This window comes from Pedobacter agri PB92, assembly GCF_000258495.1.
GTDB classification, from domain to species: Bacteria; Bacteroidota; Bacteroidia; order Sphingobacteriales; family Sphingobacteriaceae; genus Pedobacter; species Pedobacter agri.
On record NZ_AJLG01000014.1, the window covers coordinates 20,269 to 43,246 of the forward strand.

Annotated in this window: 22 protein-coding genes; 15 read left to right on the forward strand and 7 right to left on the reverse strand. The window is 37.9% G+C overall.

All coding sequences use genetic code 11. The features are described 5' to 3' along the window. Positions 1 to 28: 28 nt before the first annotated feature. The gene (locus tag ON09_RS03675) at positions 29 to 1,480 is read left to right on the forward strand and encodes an alpha-L-fucosidase (RefSeq protein ID WP_010599709.1); all 1,452 of its coding nucleotides are present in this window, start codon (positions 29 to 31) and stop codon (positions 1,478 to 1,480) included. Here the strand turns inward: ON09_RS03675 and ON09_RS03680 are convergent. Continuing rightward, positions 1,475 to 2,227, reverse strand: coding sequence for a class I SAM-dependent methyltransferase (locus tag ON09_RS03680; RefSeq protein WP_010599710.1), 753 nt, complete (start codon positions 2,225 to 2,227; stop codon positions 1,475 to 1,477). The genes ON09_RS03675 and ON09_RS03680 overlap by 6 nt on opposite strands. Positions 2,228 to 2,392: 165 nt before the next feature. Next, complete coding sequence (locus ON09_RS03685) at positions 2,393 to 5,581, reverse strand: S41 family peptidase (protein WP_010599711.1); 3,189 nt, start codon at positions 5,579 to 5,581, stop codon at positions 2,393 to 2,395. An 82-nt stretch (positions 5,582 to 5,663) separates the two neighbouring features. On the opposite strand from ON09_RS03685, the gene ON09_RS03690 reads away from it, so the two are divergent. The 5 genes from ON09_RS03690 (at position 5,664) to ON09_RS03710 (ending at position 9,148) form a co-directional block, all read left to right on the forward strand. Continuing rightward, on the forward strand, positions 5,664 to 6,935 hold the full coding sequence (locus tag ON09_RS03690) for a glycosyltransferase (protein WP_039841805.1): 1,272 nt from the start codon (positions 5,664 to 5,666) through the stop codon (positions 6,933 to 6,935). A 140-nt stretch (positions 6,936 to 7,075) separates the two neighbouring features. Then, positions 7,076 to 7,822, forward strand: coding sequence for a glycosyltransferase family 2 protein (locus ON09_RS03695; protein ID WP_010599713.1), 747 nt, complete (start codon positions 7,076 to 7,078; stop codon positions 7,820 to 7,822). Between the two features lie 3 nt (positions 7,823 to 7,825). Then, positions 7,826 to 8,005 carry a hypothetical protein gene (locus ON09_RS03700; RefSeq protein ID WP_029204089.1) on the forward strand — a complete coding sequence of 60 codons (180 nt, stop codon included), beginning with the start codon at positions 7,826 to 7,828 and terminating at the stop codon, positions 8,003 to 8,005. Positions 8,006 to 8,030: 25 nt separating this feature from the next. Next, complete coding sequence (locus ON09_RS03705; RefSeq protein WP_010599714.1) at positions 8,031 to 8,528, forward strand: hypothetical protein; 498 nt, start codon at positions 8,031 to 8,033, stop codon at positions 8,526 to 8,528. A gap of 59 nt (positions 8,529 to 8,587) precedes the next feature. Beyond that, positions 8,588 to 9,148 carry a type 1 glutamine amidotransferase domain-containing protein gene (locus tag ON09_RS03710; protein ID WP_010599715.1) on the forward strand — a complete coding sequence of 187 codons (561 nt, stop codon included), beginning with the start codon at positions 8,588 to 8,590 and terminating at the stop codon, positions 9,146 to 9,148. 66 nt (positions 9,149 to 9,214) lie between these two features. On the opposite strand, the gene ON09_RS03715 is transcribed toward ON09_RS03710, so the two are convergent. From ON09_RS03715 to typA, 4 genes are all read right to left on the reverse strand, one after another. After that, entirely contained in the window at positions 9,215 to 10,258 is a 1,044-nt protein-coding gene (locus ON09_RS03715; protein ID WP_010599716.1) for a hypothetical protein, read from the reverse strand. A gap of 131 nt (positions 10,259 to 10,389) precedes the next feature. Next, positions 10,390 to 11,574, reverse strand: a complete 1,185-nt coding sequence (locus ON09_RS03720) for a serine hydrolase domain-containing protein (RefSeq protein WP_010599717.1) — start codon at positions 11,572 to 11,574, stop codon at positions 10,390 to 10,392. A gap of 32 nt (positions 11,575 to 11,606) precedes the next feature. Continuing rightward, entirely contained in the window at positions 11,607 to 12,524 is a 918-nt protein-coding gene (locus tag ON09_RS03725) for a lysophospholipid acyltransferase family protein (RefSeq protein WP_010599718.1), read from the reverse strand. Between the two features lie 471 nt (positions 12,525 to 12,995). Further along, positions 12,996 to 14,801 carry a translational GTPase TypA gene (gene typA / locus ON09_RS03730; protein WP_010599719.1) on the reverse strand — a complete coding sequence of 602 codons (1,806 nt, stop codon included), beginning with the start codon at positions 14,799 to 14,801 and terminating at the stop codon, positions 12,996 to 12,998. Positions 14,802 to 15,051: 250 nt separating this feature from the next. Here typA and ON09_RS03735 point away from each other — a divergent pair, with 250 nt between their 5' ends. After that, complete coding sequence (locus ON09_RS03735; protein ID WP_010599720.1) at positions 15,052 to 15,729, forward strand: TIGR02117 family protein; 678 nt, start codon at positions 15,052 to 15,054, stop codon at positions 15,727 to 15,729. A gap of 6 nt (positions 15,730 to 15,735) precedes the next feature. Here ON09_RS03735 and ON09_RS03740 read toward each other — a convergent pair whose 3' ends face one another. Continuing rightward, complete coding sequence (locus ON09_RS03740; protein ID WP_010599721.1) at positions 15,736 to 16,548, reverse strand: alpha/beta hydrolase; 813 nt, start codon at positions 16,546 to 16,548, stop codon at positions 15,736 to 15,738. A gap of 167 nt (positions 16,549 to 16,715) precedes the next feature. Between ON09_RS03740 and ON09_RS03745 the strand changes: the two genes are divergently transcribed. From ON09_RS03745 to ON09_RS24990, 8 genes are all read left to right on the forward strand, one after another. After that, on the forward strand, positions 16,716 to 17,423 hold the full coding sequence (locus ON09_RS03745) for an esterase family protein (protein WP_010599722.1): 708 nt from the start codon (positions 16,716 to 16,718) through the stop codon (positions 17,421 to 17,423). A gap of 98 nt (positions 17,424 to 17,521) precedes the next feature. Beyond that, on the forward strand, positions 17,522 to 18,619 hold the full coding sequence (locus tag ON09_RS03750; RefSeq protein WP_010599723.1) for an ATP-grasp domain-containing protein: 1,098 nt from the start codon (positions 17,522 to 17,524) through the stop codon (positions 18,617 to 18,619). A gap of 28 nt (positions 18,620 to 18,647) precedes the next feature. After that, on the forward strand, positions 18,648 to 19,748 hold the full coding sequence (locus ON09_RS03755) for a carboxylate-amine ligase (protein ID WP_010599724.1): 1,101 nt from the start codon (positions 18,648 to 18,650) through the stop codon (positions 19,746 to 19,748). Between the two features lie 8 nt (positions 19,749 to 19,756). After that, positions 19,757 to 20,584: a type 1 glutamine amidotransferase gene (locus ON09_RS03760; RefSeq protein WP_010599725.1), complete on the forward strand. Its 828-nt coding sequence runs from the start codon at positions 19,757 to 19,759 to the stop codon at positions 20,582 to 20,584. 114 nt (positions 20,585 to 20,698) lie between these two features. Further along, complete coding sequence (locus tag ON09_RS03765; RefSeq protein WP_010599726.1) at positions 20,699 to 21,886, forward strand: ATP-grasp domain-containing protein; 1,188 nt, start codon at positions 20,699 to 20,701, stop codon at positions 21,884 to 21,886. Positions 21,887 to 21,939: 53 nt separating this feature from the next. Then, the gene (locus ON09_RS24725) at positions 21,940 to 22,098 is read left to right on the forward strand and encodes a FeoB-associated Cys-rich membrane protein (protein WP_010599727.1); all 159 of its coding nucleotides are present in this window, start codon (positions 21,940 to 21,942) and stop codon (positions 22,096 to 22,098) included. Between the two features lie 12 nt (positions 22,099 to 22,110). Then, the gene (locus tag ON09_RS03770) at positions 22,111 to 22,701 is read left to right on the forward strand and encodes a Crp/Fnr family transcriptional regulator (protein WP_010599728.1); all 591 of its coding nucleotides are present in this window, start codon (positions 22,111 to 22,113) and stop codon (positions 22,699 to 22,701) included. 174 nt (positions 22,702 to 22,875) lie between these two features. Continuing rightward, positions 22,876 to 22,978, forward strand: a 103-nt coding sequence (locus ON09_RS24990; RefSeq protein ID WP_010599729.1) for a YceI family protein, incomplete at its 3' end; no start/stop codon positions are given.

The following is a 22,978-nucleotide window of genomic DNA, read 5'->3' on the forward strand; positions in this document are numbered from 1 at the left end:
TATTTTGGCTTATCCCAAGCTATAAGATATGAAGCCGTTTTTCATCCTTTTATTACTGATTTCCTCAAAAGTTATTGCGCAAACCGCACCCAAACCTTATGGTGCATTACCATCTAAAAGGCAATTAGCCTGGCATGACCTGGAAGTTTATGGTTTAATACATTTCACTCCTACTACTTTCGAAAACAAAGAATGGGGTTTTGGAGATGCTGATCCAAAAACATTTAACCCCACTGATTTCAATGCAGAACAAATCATACAGGCGGCTAAAGCAGGTGGTTTAAAAGGCATCATTCTTGTCGCCAAACACCACGATGGTTTTGCCCTTTGGCCAACAAAAACCACCGACTATAATATTACCAAAAGCCCTTTTAGAAACGGGAAAGGCAATTTAGTAAAAGAAGTAGAACAGGCTGCCCGCAAAAACGGCTTAAAATTTGGTGTTTATTGTTCCCCATGGGATCGTAATAATCCGCTATATGGCACCAATAAATATCTTTCAGTTTATCAGGCGCAACTAAAAGAACTTTACAGCGATTATGGCGAGCTTTTTATGAGCTGGCATGATGGTGCAAATGGTGGCGACGGCTATTACGGTGGTGCGAGAGAAAAACGTTCTATAGATAATACCACATATTACGATTGGACCAACACCTGGGGCATCACCAGAGAAATGCAACCTATGGCCAACATTTTTAGCGATATTGGTCTAGATATTCGCTGGGTGGGCAATGAAGATGGCCATGCTGCGGAAACCTCATGGGCAACCTTCACTCCAATGGCACCGGATGGAAAAAATGCGGCCGTTCCGGGCCAGGCAAATTATCCGCAAAGCCCTGGTGGAATTAGAAATGGTAAATTTTGGATGCCTGCAGAATGCGATGTTCCGCTTCGTAAAGGCTGGTTTTATCATGAAACAGAAAAACCAAAAACACCCGAAATGCTTTTCGATTTATACCTGAAGAGTGTGGGCCGTGGAGCAGGACTTGATTTAGGTTTAGCACCTGATACCCGTGGACAGCTTCATGATGATGATGTTACCGCCCTTAAAGCTTTCGGAAGAATAGTAAAAAATACCTTTTCCAACAACCTCGCTAAAGGAGCAACCATCAACTCAAGCCATTCGCGTGGCAAAAAATTTAATCCGGCATTGGCTTTAGATGGAAACAAACAAACGTATTGGGCTACGGCAGATGACACTTCTAACGCAAGCCTCGAAATTGACTTAAAAGCACCTAAAAGTTTCGACATCATCAGTCTCCAGGAATATATCCCACTGGGGCAAAGAATTGAAGCTTACACGATTGAGATATTGGAAAATAATAGCTGGAAAAAAATTTATGAAGGTACCAGTATTGGCGCAAAGCGATTGATTAAACTGGACCAAGCTGTAACAAGCAATAAAGTAAAAATTAGCATTACTAAATCTCCGGTTTGTATTACACTAAGCGAAATTGGCTTGTATAAGAAAAGTTTATAAAGGTTTTTTAGCTTGTACAACGATGTAAGGAGATAAGGATTTACTTTCTACAGGTACCAGTCGGGTAAGTATCTTGCCGGTTAACCAAACCGCTTTTTTAAATAAACGAACGCCTGCAGATTTTTGACTTTCATTTTCCAACCATACACTGAAACGGCCAAAATATCCTGCTTTCACTTCTTGTAAACCAGCTGTTTCACAAATCGATTTCAATAACGCTGGGTTCATGCTATCGATATTGTGTTTATCATAGTTTTCTTTATCGAAGTTTTTTTGGAACCAGCCATTTACGGCTTTAAAGTTTGGCAAAGTAATAAATAACGTTCCGCCAGGTTTTACAAAAGCAATGTGGCGGTTAATGATATCGGCAGTATCATTAAAATGCTCAATTAAACCACAACTTAACACTAAATCATATTGTTTCTCCGGTTGGTAACTAAATAAATCTGTTTCGATAATATGAATATCCTGCGCTTGTAATCCATTCTTTTCCAGCAGTTCGTTTACTACGGGTGGATGCACAAAATAATCTAAAAGGGTAACATCTAGCTTAAGATATTTTTTTAAAAATACCGCATAATAGCCAGGAAAGCCGCCCAATTCAATTGCAGTTTGAACTTGATTTTGATGTACAATATCTGTTAGTTGGCCATGAAAAACATAATCAGGAGGGAGTTGTACCGCAAGTCCTTTTTTACTTTCCCAATAATTTACCCAAAAAGCCCTGTCGGTTAATAAATTTGCCATGTTTAAAATAATTCCAAAGCCAAAGAAACGGAAAATTTGGTTAACTGTGTAAACTGATTAATTGTGTAATTCAAAAATAGCTGAAGCTATAAACGCAAAATTGGTTAATTGCAGATAGTTCGGCTATCCAACAATTAACCAATTCAAACAACTTATCAGTTAACCCTATTTTAAGTCTTTCAAAATCTCTGCAACCGCTTTTTCCAGTTGAGGATCTTTATCTGCCAATCGATCTTCGAAAGTGTTCTTTACGAAAATATCAGGCTTAACCCCTTCGCTCTCCAGGTTTTTACCATCCATAGTATAACATCCCCACGAAGGTAAACGGTAAGATGAGCCATCAACCAAACCCTTTGCAGAAGTAAAAATAATCCAGCGGTAGGTTTCTGTTCCGATAATTTTCCCCAGTTTCAATTGCTTGAAACCAGCTGCGGTCATTTCCGCATCACTCAGCGATTGCTCGTTAATTAACAAGACAATTGGTTTCGCCGCAGGGCCGAAATTACTTTGCGGTGCCAATTTACCACCACGATATTTCCATTGTAAATACGGTCGCTGAGACAAGAATTTCAATACATCATCATGAACATTTCCACCGGTATTATAACGCAAATCAAGAATAATGGCATCTTTATTTTCTTCCTGGGCCACCATATCCAACAAGAAAACTTCTAATTCTCCGCCTCCCATATTTTTCATGTAGGAATAGGCAATACGATTATTCCCCCATTTATCTACGTTTTTACGATTATTGGCAATCCATTCGTCGTAAAGATTTCCGCGTAAGGTTGCTGCACTTTCAGGATGAATATTAACATACACTTGCTTCCCTTTCCGCTCGAAAGTCAAGGTCATTTCTTTATCTAATGATGGCTTACTAAAATAATAATCGCGGTCGACCTTTTCATCAACCTTAATCCCGTTTACTTCGGTTAGAATATCTCCGGCCAAAATATTGGTTCCTGTACGAGATGCGTTGCTTTTTGCTGCGATACGCTCTACTTTTAAAGGATTTTCATTATCAAAGATGATTCCGGTTTCGTTGGTGATGTAAGTGAGATTTTTCTTTTCCTCTGCGCCAAAACTATTAAAGCCCATGTGCGAAGAATTCAGTTCGCCAAGCATATCATTCAACAAAATCCTTAAATCGCTACGGTTGTTTACGTAAGGCAAGTAAGCTGCGTAACGTGTTCTCATTTTATCCCAATCTACACCGTGGAATTTCTCATCATAAAAATTCTCATCCAAACCCACCCAGGTTTCGTAAAACATCTGATTAAATTCGGCGTTAAGATTTCTGGTAAACTTGTAACCATGGTCAATTTTATCAAGCTTATTTGCTTCTAAGGTGTATTTGTTAATCACTCCACGAGAAAGTACGTAATACTTATCACCAGCCTGAATAATGGAATAATCGCCTCCATCAGCAACTTTTTCTGTTTTATTGGCTTCGAAAGGCTCAATGGTTGTACGGTAAAGTGCCGGTGCTCCGCCCTCATGGTTTGAAGAATAAAAAACATAAGTCTTATCGCCCTTGGCAAACACATCTGTGCCATACTGTCCACCAAAACTCGGGCCTACCAGTTCAATACGATCCAAAATATCTTGTGTATTAATGGTTATTATATTGGCAGGTTTTGGCGTTGGCTTAACTTCCATTTTCTTTTTAGTCGTGTCTGCCTTTCCATTTTTATCTTTAGTGATCACCACAACTGGCTTTACATCCGTTGGCTTAGTTTCCTTAAATAAATCATCAAATTTATCAGAGCGATAAGGCTCATCATAATTGTTTAACGCCATGCGATAAATATGTGCACTGTTCATTCCCGTTGGATAGGATGGTTTGGTACGGGCACTGGTAAAGAAAATATATTTTCCATCTGGCGACCATGCCGGACCAGTTTCGGTTACACCGGTATTGGTTAAATTGATGGTTTTATTGCCTTTAATGTTATGTACAACCAAATCTTGCTCAAAATTTCTGTAAACCGTGAACAACACATATTCATCGTTCGGAGAGAAACTTGGTGCTGAGTTTTGAAAGGCCCAGAACTCATCAGTTACCAAAGTTTTACTGTCGAAAGTTTTGAGATCCATCAACTTCAACTCATTTCTTCCGCTTAAATAAACTGCCATTGTTTTGGTTTTATTCAGGGTAATATCCCGGTTGTTGGCTTTATCTTTGGTGAGTTGTTTAACCGTTCCCTTCCCATCGCCGGTAATGGTAAACCAATTTTGAAAACCGTTTGAGGTCTGACTAAACAATATCGTTTTATTATCGGCAAGCCATTTGCATTCCATTGCCCTTTCGCCGCTATTGGTAATTTTGCGGATAAATTTTCCATCAGCATCACTTACAAAAACTTCTCCACGGGAAATAAAGGCTATCTTTTTCCCATCAGTTGAAGCATCAAAAGCGGAAATATTTGAACGAACATCGTATTCTTGTTCTTTACTTAGCACCTGATTTCTTGAAGTGCTGATGTTTACTTTCTCAGTTTTTTTCGAAGCTACATCATAAGTATACAATTGATAATCTTTCTCAAAAACTACTGTTGTTCCGCTTGCTGCAACAAAAGGACGTTTAATAGAAGTTTCGAATTTGGTTAGACCTGTTTTTTTCCCGGCAAGGAAAGTATAAAGATTATACTCATCGTTACCTTCATCTGAAACAAAAAACACATTACCTTTCTGATCGACGCTCGTCCAGAAATCTTTTCCAATATAATCGGTATAACGCTTATAAGTCTTGGTTTTAGGATTGTAAGATTGAATATCAGGATTGTAGGCGCCTTTGTAATGCTTGCGATTGGTGAAGCGATAACTTTCCCAGGTATCATTAAAAAATAATTCTCCCGTTGGCGATTCGGCAATGTGGTGGGTAGTATTAAAATAATTATCAAACAAACGGGTTGCCGTTCCGCCAGTAATTCCAACTTTATAACTCGAGAAAGAATTGTATCTGCCAGATGTGAAATAGATCGTTTTTGAATCCCAGCTCCAGTTATCTACCTCATCAGAAGCATCATTGAATGTGAGCTGTTTAATATCGCCGCCGTTAATTGGCATAATGTATACATCATGATTTCCAAACTGGTTTGCTGAGAAAGCCAGCCATTTACCGTCCGGAGAAACTTTTGGATTGATTTCCTCCCCCTGCATGGCGGTAATTCGCGATGCGACACCGCCTTTAACCGGAACTTTCCAGATATCGCCATCGTAACTGAATACTATTGTTTGTGCATCGGGCATTAGAGCAGGATACGATGCGAAATAAGTTTGATTCTGGGCGAAAGAATAGCTTGGCAACAAAAAAGCCATTGCTGTAAGCGATTTTAGCAGGTATTTAATCATGATTTCTGTTTGTTTGGCTTTGGAAAGCTGAATTTACACAACAGATTTTATATTCGTAACAATAAATGTATTTTTGATTGATTTGAAAGTAGTACACCTAAATACCTATGATGGCAATGGCGGAGCAGGACGAGCCTGTTTGCGCTTAAGTGATGCCCTGAAAGCAAGTGGCATTGATTCAAAAGTTTTGGTGTATTACAAGTTTGGACAAAATCCTGACATTGATACTTTTAGCAAATCGCCGATTCAAAAAGGGGCTGCAGTTTTTAACATTCTATCAGAACGGTATTATGCCAAATGGTTAAGTAAATCGGTAAAGACGCCTTTTAGCTTGCAATGGTTTGGCCGATCAATCAAAAATCACCCAGAGGTTAAAAGTGCTGATGTTATTCATCTTCATTGGGTGAATCATGGTTTCCTTACCCCTAAATTTTTAGCAGAGTTAGATGAACTGGAGAAGCCAATCGTATGGACTTTTCATGATAGCAATGCCTTTACCGGCGGCTGCCATGTACGTTATGGATGCGAAAATTTTCATCATCAATGTGGAAACTGCCCGATTCTAAAATTTAGCAGTGATAACGATATTTCTCATAAAACCTGGTTGCGCAAACAAAAAGCCTATGGCGAATTAAACTTTCACATTGTGTCGCCAAGCAACTGGATGGCAAAATCTGTTAAATTTAGCAGTTTATTGGGTACCCGAAAAACCACTGTTATTCCAAATACCATTGAAACCAAAATTTTTAAACCTTACGTAAAAGCAGAGGCGAAGAGGATACTCAAGATCAACCCTGATCATTTTGTGCTGATGAGTGGTTTTATGCCTTCGAAAAACGACAAACATAAAGGAACGCCATACTTAATCGAAGCGCTGGAAATTTTATCCCGCAGACCTGGATTAAAAAAAGAAAATATCGAACTCGTTATTTTTGGTAATAAAGAAAATGCTGAAATGCCGGAGTTTCCGTTCAAAACGACTTTTTTAGGAACCATTAATAAAGATGATCATTTAGCGAAATGCTACTCAGCTGCCGATGCGTTCATTACTCCATCGTTAGAAGATAATTTACCCAACACGGTAATGGAAAGTTTGGCCTGCGCCACGCCGGTTATTGCTTTTACTACTGGCGGAATTCCTGATATGGTGAAGCACATGCAAAACGGTTATCTGGCTGAATATGAAAATGCTGCAGATTTGGCGAACGGAATTGAATGGTTGTATCATCGTCCAAATAAGGAAGAAGTGCAAAAGGCAGCAAGATTGAGTATTTTAACCGATTTCTCGGAGGAAGTTATTGCTGCCGAACACATTCATTTGTACGAAACCTTGATTGATTTACAGCCGAAGTAATAATTAAATATAATTAGTTTACAGGCTATTACATTTGGGCTGGAATAGTTACAATAAACAAATTTCACATTTCCTTTTATTCCAGCTATTAAATATCAGGCAATCTTTATTAAATTTATAGCGACTCAAAAGATCTAACCTTGCCTAAACTAACTGTCATCACTATCGTTTACAATAACGTTCGGGATATTGAACGAACGATTAATTCTGTGCTCAACCAAACGTATCCAAAAATTGAGTACATTATTATCGATGGAAAATCGACTGATGGCACTTTAGCTATTATCGAAAAATACAGAAGCAAGGTTTCTAAAATCGTATCAGAACCTGATAAAGGGATTTACGATGCCATGAACAAGGGTTTGGCGATAGCCACGGGCGATTATGTGTTATTCATGAATTCAGGCGATGAAATTTTTGACGAGCATACGGTACAGGATATTTTTGATTCTGCTCCCGGTGCTGACATTTATTATGGAGAAACCGAAATGTATAATGATAATTGGCAGAGCCTTGGCCGAAGACGACACGAAGCACCAGAACAATTTGACTGGAAAAGCTTTAAATACGGAATGAGCATTAGTCACCAAGCCATTTATATTAAAAGAAGTATTGTTGCGCCTTACGATTTGAGCTATAAATATAGTTCAGACATTGATTGGATTATTAAAGCCGCAAAAAAAGCATCGAGTATTGTAAACGTTCATAGGTATGTTGCTAAATATCTGGTTGGCGGAATGAGTAAGAAAAAACACCGTGAAAGCCTCAAAGAACGGTTTAACATCTTTACCAAATACTACGGTTTAATTCCAAATATTATCAATCACATTATTATTGCAGTTAATTTGGCTTTCTATTTCGTTAAACATCAAAGAACGAATGACTAAGTTATGAATGAGGAACTTAACGAACTAATTGCAGCTTATGAAGATGAAAGAGAAGAATTAACAAAGTGCCTAAATGATTGCCTAGAAGATTTTGATTACTTAGGGGCTCATAAATTTCAACAAGGCATTGCGATGGCAAATCATCAACTACTGATTCTCAATTCAATAAAAGATCCATCTTAACCCAAAAAAAACAGAGTTGGAGAATATGATCAGATATTATGATAGACTTAAAACGTTAAGACCGCTGATTTCAGGGTATGCTGATGAGCAAATAGCGAAAACTAAAGTCAGGTTAAACATGGTGAGTAATCAGAAGGTAATTCCATTTTATGATGGACAAGAATTTGATGACGCCATATTTGATTTGGCTTATGGTAAAATTTTATCCTTTGTGTTCCATCTTAAAAAGAGCTCAAATCTTTATCTTAAATTTAAATGCAAGAAGAATAATCTTATTATTTCAATTACACCAGATGAGCAAATTGGAAATGAAATATTTTTCCCAAAGGATAAAAAAAGGTTGCTGAAATCATTAGGCTTCAAAAGAAATAAAACAAAAGAATATTTTCAGTTAAAGTTTTCTCTGACATCTTTTAAAGATGCACAACCTGTTAAAACTATTGTAAGCAGAGTAATTTACGACGTATTTTATAGAAATGAACTAGATACAGAAACAACACTCGTTATTCAATCAAATTTCTAAAAACAAATTTTCCGTAAATTCTGTCTTTAATATATACTTATTAAAAACAGAAAAAGATTATGGGACAATTAAGTAACCGCACTATTGCTGTTCTTTCAGAAAGCGGATTTGAAGAAGTAGAATTAACCGAACCAGTAAAAAGGTTAAAAGAAGAGGGTGCAACCGTTCACATCATCTCCTCAAAAAGTGGAAAAATTAAGGCTTGGGATCACGACCATTGGTCGATAGAAGTTGATGTAGATAAAACCATTTCAGAAGCAAATGCTGACGATTATAATGGACTACTTCTTCCAGGAGGCGTGATTAATCCGGATCACTTACGCGTAAATGAAGATGCTATTGCATTTGTAAAATCATTTTTTAGTGATGGAAAACCTGTTGCTGCGATTTGCCACGGACCGCAAACATTAATTAATGCTGAAGTTGTTGAAGGTAGAAAACTCACATCAGTAAAAAACATTTCGCAAGATTTAATTAATGCAGGTGCAATTTGGAGTGATGAAGAAGTGGTGGTAGATCAGGGTTTGGTAACCAGCCGAACACCAAAGGATTTACCTGCCTTTAATGATAAAATTGTTGAGGAATTTGCAGAAGGTGTACACGAGGGACAACACGCCTAAACGTTTTGGACGCTCTTTCTAAATTCACTCAAAGAAACGGTTGGCAATTTTGTCAACCGTTTTCATTTATAGCTTAACCTGGCGAATGATATTTTTGATATTCAGTTCGATAATATCAGTCATGTTTTTGCACCTTAAATAGTTCGTATCCTTAAAATATTCGCTCATACTTTTTTTCAAAATGGCGATATTCTCGGGCGTGGTTAATTCCTCTTTGTTCGATACATCCCGAAGATCAGTTAAACGATGCCGCTCACTCCGAACCCGATGAACAATTGATGAACGCTCTTCCTGTTGATATTGAAGAACAGTTTTCTCGGTGAGCTGTTCCATGCTCATTTTTACGTAAGGCAAATTTTCCTTAAAAAATTGCGGCAAATAAACTTTCAAGTTCCCCTCGTAAAACTGCTGATCAAAATCGATTGCCCGGATGCGAAATTGAATATCATCAAAATCAGGGGTAATTTGGACCACGAAATTATACGCCCGCATATCGCCTAAAAGCATAATTAAGCAGCGTTCGTTAAATTTTACAAATTCTTTGGCAATACGTGTGGGATTAAATTCTGGTGTATACAATTGTCCCTTTGTAAATACATCGCCAGGTATTCCGGCAATATGTTCTTCTACCAAAGTATCGCCATCAACTAAATAATTTACCTGATTTGGCGATAAAATCTCTTCCATTTCTAAACCGTAAATACGGGAGGCGTCAGCTTTTTTGATGTAGAAATAATCGTAAACATCATTTAATCGGTTTACAATACGAATGCGAAAAGGGTGTGTGTTTCCGAACGTACAATATTCAATTTTATCGATGTATTTATGTTCAACGATACGAAGATTTCCGGAAGCCTTTAAGTTCGCATAGATTTCCTTTAAGCCATTGTGAAGGGTTTCGATCAGATCTTGCGCATAAATTGGCCCTTCCCAAAGCGAATCCTTTCCAAACTTATCCATCAAAGGGAAAGCTTCGTTAAATTGCATTAAATCGTTATAACCGATTGGTAATTTCGCCTCACGCTGGTAAGTACGCAAATATTTCTGCAGCGCTGGCGTAACCGGAAAAATCGGTTTCTTTTTCAGGATTTTTACGTCTTCGTTTTCCATGGAAAAGCAATGTAGCATTTTAAAAAGTTAACCGCAAAGAAATTAAAAGCAAGCGCAAAGAGCGCTAAGCTAAACGTTAAACTTTGCGTCCTTTCGAATATTTCTTTGCGTTCTTGTAGTTAAAATGAGTTTTACGGATAACTGAAAGGCAATCCCGCTAAGTATCGGCTTATTTTTCTGTACGGATAATCGCCTGCGCCGTGGTCGGCAAATTGAACAATAATCGTATTTGTTTTTGGGTCTACATAAAGCCTCTGGCCTAACATCCCTTCCGCAGCGTAATCTCCATTATCGCCTTCCTGAGGAATCCACCAAAGGTAATGATGGGCCGATTTCTGCCAACCCTTAGCCGAAGCCGGTTTTTCATTACCAATGTTAACAGACTGTTTTACCCAATCTGCCGGAACAATTTGATTGTTATTATATTTTCCATGATGAAGATACAAGCGACCGATTTTAGCGAGATCAATGGCAGTAACCTGAAATCTACTTGCGGTGTTGGCAAGGCCACCTGGATGGTCCAGACCAAAAGATGCAGGGTGCTCTGACCCAATTTTCCGCCAGATATTTTCTTCAAAATTATGCGCAACTGATTTGCCACAGGCCTTTTCCAAAACCCAGCCCAACACTATCGGATCAATGCTTTTATATTTCCATACGGTGCCGGGTTTATTCACCAACTTAACTTTCATCAACTCAGCTTTCATATCGTGTGTGTAATAATATTTGGCCTCATCTGAAAAAAAAGCTTTAACAACACCACCCAATGCATCTTGAAAATCCAAACCCGATTTCATTTCCAGAAGATGTTTCAACGTTATATTTTCAAAAGCAGGATTAGATTTTAATTCAGGAAGATAAGCTGTTACTCTATCATTTAAACTTCTGATTTTTCCGGCTGCTAAAGCCTGCCCCAACATAATCGAAACCATGCTTTTTGCACCTGAAAATATGGTTGTTAATGTACTGTCTGAATAACCGATACGATATTTCTCATATAAAACAGTATCATTTCGAATCACGATGAAAGCATTTAACCTTCCCTGTTCAAAATAATCAGAAAAAGAAGTCAATTTCTTGTCGCCATCACGAACTTTCAGCGCATCCAAGTCATTTCTCATCTTGGAAATGCGAGAGAAGTGGAAGGCAGAATCACTTTTATTTATGGTTTCCTGCGGAAATGCCTTATAAGTAGTTGCGTTAGGCGTACGATACCATAAAACCCGTGTCAGGTAGGGATGCCAGATGAATAAACCTGCGAAGAGCAAAACAATAGATAGGAAAACACAGGTGATTGCTCTTTTAAAAATTTTCATCGGGTATTGATTATACCGACAAATATAAAATATTAGACCTCTTGATGATCTTGCTTTTTGGGGAAAACACTTGTTTTAGTTCTGGGCTGATATTTCCAGCGGCGGTGACTCCATAACCAATATTCGGGTTCTTGCCTGATAATTTCTTCGAGAAAGCGGGTATGCATTTCTGTGATTTCGAACTCCTGTGTTTCTGACGGATTTAAGCAAAGTGGCACACAATCTACTTCGTAGTAGCCTCGCTTTAACACTTTGACTTTGAAATAAAATATCGGTCGATTGGTTTTCTTCGCGATTTTTTCAATACCAAGTTGAATAGATGCCTGTTGATGCAAAAAGGTAGTCCAGTAGTGAGATTCATCTTTTGATGGTGCCTGATCGTTTCCAAAACTGAAAATGCTAGGCTTCCCTTTACTCGCTGCCAATGCCCTCATAGTTTGTCGCATGGCAATCATCTTGTTTCCGAAACGGCTCCTTATTTTTTTAAACCAATCATCAAAAACAGGGTTAGTTAATGGCTTGTAAATTGGATAATGATCGCCCTGGAAATTGAGTCCGATACCCATAGTACCCCATTCCCAATTGCCATAATGTGCCGAACAAACCAATACACTTTCACCCCTGTCTAAATAAGCTTGTAAAAATTCTTTATTCCTGAACACATACCTTTTTTCTATTTCCCTTTTTGAGATATGATTCATTTTCAAAATTTCGAAAATGAGCGAAGTTAAGTACTTGAAAAATTTTTTTTCGATGGCTTCTATTTCAGGGAGGGATTTTTCAGGCAAAGCCCGCAGCAAATTTTCTCGAACTACCTTTTTACGATAACCGAAAAAATAATAGATTAACACATAAACTCCATCAGCTAAAACGTATAAAATAGATAACGGTAGTAAGGATAATACGCCTAAAAAAAATATTCCCAGGTGGGAAATGCCCTTTTTAATCATACCAGATTAGTTGTTTTGCAAAGCTAAAAATGAGCGAAAAAACTTATGCCATCAAAATGTTAGATTTTTATTGACAGCGATGGTTTGAAATTTTACTGACAGAAAATTATGCTCTTGATTAATTTAAACAGTTTTGCCAGCCACCTGATTAATTGCATTATTACAGGTGCTTTAAACCTTATTGCAGCGGTATACTTTTTGGCTAAAAACTTTTGCAGTTCCGCAGAAACTGAATTTAGCTTGGTAAGTTTTAAGCCGAAAAGATATAGCGAAAAGAAGGACTGACGTTAAAAATCAAACCGGATACTGCTTTTCTTATAGAGTAGCAGAAGTATTTCTGATATCACACAGGCGCCTCTCTGTATCAGAAAAATTGAAGCGCTATGATTTTGCCCAATAAAAAAAGCCCATCTCTATTAAGAAATGGGCTTATGTTATTTAAATTCTTCCCGGGGGATAGAATTGTAAGCTTTAAGCGAAGTTTTTGCCTTTAACTTTACGTTCTTGTTCTGTTAAGAAGATTTTACGTAAACGCATACTTGCAGGTGTAACCTCGATATACTCATCTGCCTGGATGTATTCCATAGATTCTTCTAAAGAGAATTTAATCGCCGGTGCAATACGTGTGTTATCATCAGTACCAGAAGCACGCATGTTGGTTAAGGCTTTACCTTTAACAACGTTAATCACTAAATCGTTATCACGGATGTGCTCACCAAGAATTTGTCCTTCGTAAATATCAACTCCCGGATCAACAAAGAAACGACCTCTGTCTTGTAATTTATCAATTGAATAAGCAGTAGTAGTACCTTTATCCATAGAGATTAATACACCATTTAAACGACCAGGAATTGTACCTTTCCAAGGCTCATAAGCTTTGAAACGGTGTGCCATAATCGCCTCACCTGCTGTTGCAGTTAAAACGTTATTACGTAAACCGATAATTCCACGAGAAGGAATTTCGAATTCCAGGTGTTGTAAATCGCCTTTTGGCTCCATAATTAACAACTCACCTTTACGTTGAGTTACCAATTCGATTACTTTACCAGAAACTTCAGCAGGTACATCTACAATTAGAGTTTCAATCGGCTCATGTTTTTTACCATCGATTTCTTTAACGATAACCTGTGGCTGACCTACTTGTAACTCATAACCTTCACGACGCATCGTTTCAATTAAAACTGATAAGTGAAGAATACCACGGCCATAAACCAGCCACGAATCTGGAGAAGCAGTTTCAACTACTTTTAACGCCAGGTTTTTCTCCATTTCTTTAATCAAACGGTCTTTAATACGTTGAGAAGTTACCAATTTACCTTCTTTACCAAAGAAAGGTGAGTTATTGATGGTAAACAACATGTTCATTGTTGGCTCATCAATACTGATTACTGGTAATTGCTCTGGTGCATCGAAATCAGCAATGGTATCACCAATATCAAAGCCATCAATACCTACAACGGCACAAATATCGCCCGAACTTACCTCAGTAGCTTTAACTTTACCCAGACCTTCGAAAGTATAAAGTTCTTTTACTCTTGATTTAACAATTTTGCCATCACGTTTAATTAAAGTAACAGGTTGGTTTTCTTTAATTGTACCACGGTGAACACGACCAATTGCAATACGACCTACGAAAGATGAATAATCTAACGAAGTGATTTGCATTTGTAAAGTACCATCGTTAATTGGTGCCGCAGGAATATTTTCTACCACAGCATCTAACAAAGCAAAAATATCAGTAGTTGGTTTTTGCCAGTCAGTACTCATCCATCCTTGTTTAGATGAACCGTAAATTACCGGGAAATCCAATTGTTCTTCAGTTGCTTCAAGGTTAAAGAATAATTCGAAAATTTGTTCGTAAACCTCTTCCGGGCGACAGTTTTCTTTATCAACTTTGTTTACAACTACGATAGGTTTTAAACCTAATGCCAAAGCTTTTTGCGTTACGAAACGCGTTTGAGGCATTGCACCTTCAAAAGCATCGCAAAGTAAAAGTACACCATCGGCCATTTTCAATACACGCTCTACCTCACCGCCAAAATCCGCGTGACCAGGTGTATCGATAATGTTAATTTTTACGTCTTTGTACTGAACAGAAACGTTTTTAGATACGATTGTGATACCACGCTCACGCTCTAAATCGTTGTTATCCAATATCAACTCTCCTGTTTGTTCGTTGTCACGAAAAATAGAACAAGAGTGTAAAATCTTATCAACCAAAGTGGTTTTACCGTGGTCAACGTGTGCTATAATAGCTATATTTCTAATCTTTTGCATAAAATGCGCCTCAAATTTGGCGCAAAGATAGTGTTTACAAATGGATTTTCAACTATACGTCTCACTAATTAATGCTATGATAATGTTGCAATTATCTCATTTTTAAGTTGAAAAGTAAGTGCGGTAAATTTTTACTCATATAAGCCCGCTGCTTACATCACAACATCTTACCATATTCATTGATATAAGGTTTAGTTAGGATTTGTATATTTATAAAAGCGTTACCTTATTTATATTTGCATGGATAGCGATGAGCAAAAGGTTTTTAAAATATACAGCGAGATTTACAATAGGGTTTCTTTCTTTAATCACCTTTTATTTTTTGCTTGCTTTTACTTTGTCGCGGATTTCAGTTAATAACAAAGCCAGCAATTCAGAAGATATAACTATTTATATCATGACCAACGGTATCCACACTGATATTGTGGTACCGTCAAAAAACTCACTGCAAGATTGGACCCGTGAAATAAAATATAGCCATACCTTAGCAGCAGATAGCAGTTACAATTATTTAGCTTTTGGTTGGGGAGATAAAAAATTTTATCTGGAAACTCCAGAATTTTCAGATTTAAAAATCAGCACAGCGTTGCGGGCAATTTCTGGTTTAAGCGAGTCTGCAATGCATATAACGTTTTACAAAACCGTTGTAGAAGATCAGCATTGTAAAAAACTACACATCAGTAAAGCACAATACCAGCAACTGGTTGAGTATATTTCTGCAAGTTTTAGCAAAGATCAAAACGGAAATTTCATCCATATTAAAACCAGTATTCATTACGATCAAACAGATGCTTTCTATGAAGCTATAGGCAGCTATAGTATACTTAAAACCTGCAACACCTGGGCTAATAATGGACTAAAAGCCAGTAACCAAAAGGCTTGCCTTTGGACCATTTTCGATACGCCGATTTTTCAAAAGTATAAATAAGAATTGCTAAACTTCAAATGCCCAATCTAAAAACGCAGGCATTACACTTTCCCAGGTCGGCACATCATGTTTTCCACCAACTCTTTCATAATAAAAAACGTTTTCAGGGCGTTTATAACCCTTTTTTAGCAGTGATTTAACCACATCAATTGTATCATCAATTGAATCGATGATCAGGTTTTTATTGCGATCTGCCTTTTCATCTTCAGTACCCGTCATCAACCAGAATTTCATGTCTGATTTCGTTGAAGTAGAATCGATCAAGGCATGCATAATGCGATCTGCATCAGTGTAGCCATCAGCCAAATCTTTTTTCCGCCACCAAAAAGCACCAGAGAAAACTCCTATCGCATCAAAAACAGAAGGATTATTCCAGGCGATATCAAAGGCAGATAACCCACCTAATGAGAAACCAGCAAATGCTACTTTACCAGTGATTGGCATCGCGATTTTCTTTTTTACAAAAGGCAACAGTTCTTTAATCACAAAATCAGTATACAAATTTGCTTTGGCTCCCCTGCCTTTAAAATCAGGAGCACCCGCTACACCGTATTCCATCAACCGATCTTCTGATGCTTTAATGGCAACAACAATTAACCGGTGGTTTCTCTTATTATGATGTGCATTCTGAAGGATTTTAGCAAAATCCATTTTGGCTACATCCTGTCCATCATTTAAAAGAAGAAGTTCTATTTTTTCATTACCTAAAATGCCTTCAGGTGCATAAATATCTATTTCAACCTCACGCTTTAAATAAGCAGAAGGTATTCTAAAATTGCTGGTGTTAATGTTAACTGATAAAATTGTAGTGTAAATCATGTTCAAATCCTCATATCGCTCGCCACAGCCTCAAAATTTTTGCAAAGGTACAAATCTTGATAAACTATTAATTATCAGCAGCAGATTTTTGCATGATGAGACATTTTAGGAGGATTAGATTCTTTTTATTCAATTTAATATCTATCTTAAAGCATTCAATTTTATATATGGTTAAAGAAGAACATAAAAAGTGGTACAGCCCGAATTTAAGTGCTGAAATCGACATGCTCATCTTTGGTCACGGCGGTATCCCTATTCTGCTGTTCCCAACGAGTATGGGACGATATTTCGAAAACAAAGACTTCAAATTAATAGATTCTGTAGAGGGATTTATTAATGAAGGAAAGATCAAGATTTATTGTCCGGATGGCATTGATAAATTAAGCTGGTACAACAAAAGCATACATCCCGCAGATAGAGTAAAAAATCACATTTGGTACGACAGGTATCTACTGGAGGAAGTTGCACCTTTAGCCAGACACGAAACCGGGCACAGCAAAATTATTACTGCTGGCTGCAGTTTCGGTGGATACCATGCTGCCAATTTTGCCTTTAGGCACCCCTGGTTGGTGAGTCATATGTTTAGCATGAGTGGAGCATTTGACATTTCAGGGCAGTTAGACGGTTTTTATAATGATGATGTTTACTTCAATAATCCTGTTGATAACCTGATGAATAACAGCAATCCGGAACTTCATTATATGAAAATTGTACTTGGTACAACCGATAGAGATATGTGCAGACCTGACAATGAGCGTTTATCGGGTATTTTGGCCCAGAAAGGCATTAATCATTGGCTGGACATTCGTCAAAATGCCGATCACGATTGGCCGATTTGGCGGGAAATGTTTCCTAATTATATCGCCCAGCTATAAATTACCAGTTTACAGTAAAACAATTAACTACTAAACTACTTATACAATTAACCGATTAAACGGTTGATGAATTTTACAATAAAACTTAAATAGTATCAATGAAAAAAATAGGGATTTTATTTGGCCAGGAGCGCTCTTTTCCTGAAGCCGTTGTAGAGAGAATTAATCAGAAAGCAGAGAAAGGCATTAGCGCTGAAGCAGTTAAAATTGAGAAGATACTTCAAAACAGTCCATTAGATTACGCGGTAATCATCGACCGTATTTCACAGGATGTTCCTTTTTACCGGGCATCGTTAAAAAATGCTGCCATTACCGGAACAGCGGTAATCAACAATCCATTTTGGTGGAGTGCTGATGAAAAGTTTTTTAACAACGCGTTGGCTGAACAAATTGGGGTTCCGGTTCCGAAAACGGCTTTAATTCCATCACGTCAACATCCAACAGGCACCACCGGCGAATCCTTTTCAAACTTAACCATGCCGTTAAATTGGGATGCGATTTTTGATTATGTGGGTTTCCCAGCTTATATGAAACCTTACGATGGCGGAGGATGGAGAGATGTATATAAATTACATGATAAAGAAGATTTCTTTGATAAACATAGCGGAACGGAACAACTGGTGATGCTTTTGCAGGAAGAAATAATTTTTGATGAATATTTCAGATGTTACTGTATCGGCGGAAAACATGTTCGTATTATGCAATATGAGCCACGCAATCCGCACCATTTGCGTTATGCGGTTGATGGCAAAACGCCAGACCCTAAATTGTTGAAAACGGTTGAAGAATATACATTGAAACTATGCCAGTACCTAGGTTATGATTTCAATACAGTAGAGTTCGCAGTGCGGGATGGCGTGCCTATCGCCATTGATTTCTGCAACCCTGCTCCCGATGCTGATATTAAAAGTGTTGGTCAGGAAAATTTTGATTGGGTAGTGGAAACAACAGCAAACTATGCCATCGAAAGAGCAAAAGCTCAAAAACCGGGTCAGGATAATTTAACCTGGGGAGAATACATTAAAGCATCAGTTGCAGGTAAACCACTCATCGCAAAAACCACGGCGCCAACTGCTCCAAAAGCAGCAGCTAAGGTAGAGGCGCCTAAAGCAAAAGTTGAAAAAGCACCTGCAAAACCAAAAGCTGAACCGAAAACAGAAACCAAACCAGTTGCGAAGAAAAAGCCAATAAAATAAAAAGGGATAATAACCAAATATTACTAGAATGAATGAATTCACGCTTGGCATAGAGGAAGAGTACATGGTAATTGATCCCGTTACCAGGGAACTTACCTCGCATGACCAAAAAATTGTAGAGGCCGCACAAAAAATCCATAAAGACCAGGTTAAAGCAGAGATGCACCAGGCCGTTGTAGAGGTAGGTACAGGCATTTGCAAAACCACAGAAGAGGCCCGTAAAGAAATTTCTCAGTTGAGATATACGGTTTCTCAGCTTGCAGGAGAGCAAGGTTTAAGAATCGGCGCAGCCGGAACACACCCATTTTCACATTGGGAAAAACAGTTAATTACAGAACATCCCCGTTATAATGAAATTGTAAACGAGTTGCAGGAGGCAGCTCGTTCAAACTTAATTTTCGGCTTACACGTACACGTTGGTTTCCAATCACGTGAATTGGCCATACACATCGCCAATCAGGTTAGGTATTTCTTGCCACACGTTTTTGCTTTATCAACCAATTCTCCTTTCTGGGAATCGCGAAATACGGGTTATAAATCTTTCAGAACTAAGATTTTTGATAAGTTTCCACGTACTGGAATTCCTGATATTTTTAATAGCATTGAAGATTACGACAACTATGTAAAATTGCTCATCAAAACCAATTGCATGGATAATGCAAAGAAAATTTGGTGGGATATTCGCGTACACCCCTTCTTCGACACCGTTGAGTTCCGCATTTGCGATTGCCCAATGCTTATCGATGAAACAATGGCCTTCACAGCACTATTCCAGGCGCTGTGTGCAAAATTATATAAACTTCGTTTGCAAAATATGGAATTCATCAGTTATTCCAGAGCCTTAATTAATGAAAACAAATGGCGTGCTGCCCGATACGGAATTGATGGAAATTTAATCGATTTCGGAAAAGAAATGGAAGTGAATTGCAGAAACCTGATTTTAGAATTACTTGATTTCGTGGATGATGTTGTTGATGATTTGGGTTGCCGAAACGATTTAAATTACGTCCATAAGATATTGGAGCATGGCACCGGTGCAGACAGACAGTTGGCAGTTTACCAACAAACTGGTAACTTTGAATCGGTAGTAGACTACATTACTACTCAAACACTTATAGGCGCAAAGTAATTTTTATCATGGATAAAAGAGGTTTAAAGGTCGCCGTTATTGATATGAATAACGGCGCACCTAATCAGGGTATGCGGGGAATTCAGGAAATTTTATCCCGGTTTAAAAACGACAATAACATCAACCTTTCTTTCGATATTTTCGATCTAAGGCAAAAAGGCGAAATACCTGGCATTGAGTACGATGCCTATATCTCGAGCGGCGGCCCAGGCAGCCCGGTTGAAAGTGAGGGAGAAAAGTGGGAGAATGATTTTTTTAATTTATTGGATCAGATTGAGGCCTTCAATAGTGCAAACAGCGATCAAAAGAAATATGCATTTTTAATTTGCCATTCATTTCAGCTGGCTTGTAGAAAATATGCTTTAGGAAATGTTACCGAAAGGCGCTCAAATGCGTTTGGCATTTTCCCGATCACCTTAACGGATGATGGCGAAAAGGATGAAATTTTTAGCGGCATCACTAATCCATTTTTCTCTGTTGATAGCAGAGACTGGCAGGTAATAGAGCCTGATTTTGCTGCGTTCGATGCGAAAGGCGCTAAACTTTTAGCTATAGAAAAAGAGCGCAAGCACGTTAATTTAGAACGGTGTATGATGTCTATCCGTTTCTCTAATGAAATTATCGGCACACAGTTTCACCCGGAAGCCGATCCTGTTGGCATGAAAATGTATTTGCTTCAGGATGAAAAAAAGAAAGCCATTGTCGATTTACATGGAGAGCAGAAATATTTAGATATGCTCAATAGTTTAGATGATCCGGCAAGAATTGTATTAACGCAAAGTGTTATTCTTCCCAATTTTTTAAGCAAAGCGATAGGAAATTTGCAGGAGGCATAATCACTAATCAGCTATCATTGCGACGCACGAAGCAATCTTAAAGCTAATCAACTTATAGTGTAAAATTGCATCATACCAATCAATGGCTTGGCTGTTCAACAAAATATTCAAATTATGATACCCGCTCAACGTCAAAAATATAACCAGCAATTTACCCAGGAAAAGTATAAAAATTTCATGCTTGAGCTTGAAAAAGGATATCCTGAAATTCCTTTTCGCGTAGCAGAAACACCTGTGTTTGTAACAAAAGCACTGAAGGAAAAACTGATTGCCGCGGGCGAAGAAATCATAAATTTAATTAAGCAGCCAAATTTCAAGGAATTGACACAAAAATCAATTCCAGCTGACTGGAATGTACCAAACGAGAATGAGCAACCACATTTTTTAACCTTCGATTTCGGCATCTGCAAAAACGAAGCAGGTAAGTTAACCCCAATGCTTATCGAGATGCAGGGGTTTCCATCACTTTATGGTTTCCAGATTCATCTATCAAATACTTTCAGGAAGTGTTTTGAGATTGATCATTCAACCAATCATTTCTTAAATGGTTTTGACGAGGAGCAATACATCAAACTATTTAAAGAAGTTATTATAGGTAAACATCAGCCACATGAAGTGGCTTTGATGGATGTTGATGCCCCAAATCAGAAAACAGCTATCGACTTTTTTGTCACACAGAAAATGCTGGGCATTAAAATTCTGGCGCTTGAAGACATTAAGCAAGTTGGCAAACAATTATTCTATGAAGAAGATGGCCAGCAGATTCAATTGAAGCGGATTTATAATCGTTTAATTTTTGATGAAGTTGCTGGAAATAGTGACATTTTTAAAGACAGCTTCGATCCGCGGGAAGAATTAGATATTGAATGGGTCACCCATCCCAACTGGTTTTACCGAATCAGCAAATACACCATGCCATTTTTAAACAGTGAATTCGTTCCGGAAACCCGCTTTCTAGATCAGGTTGAAAGTGTTCCTGCAGATTTGGAAAACTATGTTTTGAAACCACTTTTCTCCTTTGCTGGTATGGGCGTAATTATTGATGTTACTGAAGCAGATATCAATAAAATTCCTGATCCTGAAAACTGGATTTTACAGCGAAAAGTAAACTACGAGCCAGCAGTACAATCGCCCGATGGTGGTGTAAAGGCGGAAATCAGGATGATGTATTTGTGGCCGGATGGCGGCGAACCGCAACTTTGTATCAATTTAGCAAGATTAAGTCGGGGAAAAATGATAGGTGTTCGTTATAATGCAGATTTTGATTGGGTAGGTGGAACGGTTGGCTTTATGGAGGAATAACCTTTTTACATTCTGCTGAATTCAAAACCGCAAAATCAGCTTATATTTGTTTCATGGATACGCAAACGATTTTAGTCTTTTTACTTTTTGCGGTTGCATTGGTATATGTTGGCCGTTTGGTTTACAAATCTCTACAGGTTAAAAAAGATGGCTGCGGTGGCAATTGCAAATGTGGCGTCGATTTTTCTGATATTAAGCCTACTAAAAAGTAATCGTTCTCTTTTATGATTGATCAGTTTAAAAATTACCTTAAAGAAAAAATACAAATAACTGATGAACAATTCGACAGCATTTCTACGGATTTAAAGATAAAGAAGTTTGATAAAAACGAAATCATTCAATATACCGGCGACATTACTAAACACGGTTTCTTTGTTTGCAAGGGTTTACTGCGGGCATATTCTATTGATTCAAAAGGCAAAGAACACATATTACAGTTTGCCCCAGAAAACTGGCTGATTTCCGATCGGAATAGTATGAATAATGAAGCATCCGTATTTTTTATTGATGCCATCGAAGCGACAGAAGTCATCATTATGCCAAATGATTTTATGGAACAGGCAGCCATACAGGTTCCGTGTTTACAGCCCATGCACACCAGATTGCTAAATAATTCTATCCGCTTCATGCAGAAGAGGATTAACATGCTTTTAAGCGCAACTGCCGAGGAACGTTATCTCGATTTCATCAAGTTATATCCAAACCTCACCTTACGGGTTCCGCAATGGATGATCGCTTCTTATTTAGGTATTACACCAGAATCGCTTAGCCGGGTAAGAAAAGAGTTAGCCAATAAACACTTCAGGCCTTCGTAAATTTAAATCAGTTAATTTTGAATGATTGAATGACTAATCGAAATCCTATTCTCTCATCCACTAATTTGCTAATTCTCTCATTCACTAATTTTAATTACCATACATCAATTTCAAGCCAAAATCCTTGCTGTACTTTTGTGTTGTAAATATTAAACATCTCAAAAACAAAAAGATATGGCAACTACTAAATGGGCATTAGATCCAACCCACAGCGAATTACAATTCAAAGTAAAACACTTAATGATTACTACCGTAACGGGTAGCTTAAAATCTTTCT

Bases quoted from the DNA above. Each gene is read 5' to 3' on its own strand.
- ON09_RS03675 (WP_010599709.1), top strand. From the start codon at position 29: ATGAAGCCGTTTTTCATCCTTTTATTACTGATTTCCTCAAAAGTTATT.
- ON09_RS03680 (WP_010599710.1), bottom strand. From the start codon at position 2,227: ATGGCAAATTTATTAACCGACAGGGCTTTTTGGGTAAATTATTGGGAA.
- ON09_RS03685 (WP_010599711.1), bottom strand. From the start codon at position 5,581: ATGATTAAATACCTGCTAAAATCGCTTACAGCAATGGCTTTTTTGTTG.
- ON09_RS03700 (WP_029204089.1), top strand. From the start codon at position 7,826: ATGAATGAGGAACTTAACGAACTAATTGCAGCTTATGAAGATGAAAGA.
- ON09_RS03705 (WP_010599714.1), top strand. From the start codon at position 8,031: ATGATCAGATATTATGATAGACTTAAAACGTTAAGACCGCTGATTTCA.
- ON09_RS03710 (WP_010599715.1), top strand. From the start codon at position 8,588: ATGGGACAATTAAGTAACCGCACTATTGCTGTTCTTTCAGAAAGCGGA.
- ON09_RS03715 (WP_010599716.1), bottom strand. From the start codon at position 10,258: ATGGAAAACGAAGACGTAAAAATCCTGAAAAAGAAACCGATTTTTCCG.
- ON09_RS03720 (WP_010599717.1), bottom strand. From the start codon at position 11,574: ATGAAAATTTTTAAAAGAGCAATCACCTGTGTTTTCCTATCTATTGTT.
- ON09_RS03725 (WP_010599718.1), bottom strand. From the start codon at position 12,524: ATGATTAAAAAGGGCATTTCCCACCTGGGAATATTTTTTTTAGGCGTA.
- typA (WP_010599719.1), bottom strand. From the start codon at position 14,801: ATGCAAAAGATTAGAAATATAGCTATTATAGCACACGTTGACCACGGT.
- ON09_RS03735 (WP_010599720.1), top strand. From the start codon at position 15,052: ATGAGCAAAAGGTTTTTAAAATATACAGCGAGATTTACAATAGGGTTT.
- ON09_RS03740 (WP_010599721.1), bottom strand. From the start codon at position 16,548: ATGATTTACACTACAATTTTATCAGTTAACATTAACACCAGCAATTTT.
- ON09_RS03745 (WP_010599722.1), top strand. From the start codon at position 16,716: ATGGTTAAAGAAGAACATAAAAAGTGGTACAGCCCGAATTTAAGTGCT.
- ON09_RS03750 (WP_010599723.1), top strand. From the start codon at position 17,522: ATGAAAAAAATAGGGATTTTATTTGGCCAGGAGCGCTCTTTTCCTGAA.
- ON09_RS03755 (WP_010599724.1), top strand. From the start codon at position 18,648: ATGAATGAATTCACGCTTGGCATAGAGGAAGAGTACATGGTAATTGAT.
- ON09_RS03760 (WP_010599725.1), top strand. From the start codon at position 19,757: ATGGATAAAAGAGGTTTAAAGGTCGCCGTTATTGATATGAATAACGGC.
- ON09_RS03765 (WP_010599726.1), top strand. From the start codon at position 20,699: ATGATACCCGCTCAACGTCAAAAATATAACCAGCAATTTACCCAGGAA.
- ON09_RS24725 (WP_010599727.1), top strand. From the start codon at position 21,940: ATGGATACGCAAACGATTTTAGTCTTTTTACTTTTTGCGGTTGCATTG.
- ON09_RS03770 (WP_010599728.1), top strand. From the start codon at position 22,111: ATGATTGATCAGTTTAAAAATTACCTTAAAGAAAAAATACAAATAACT.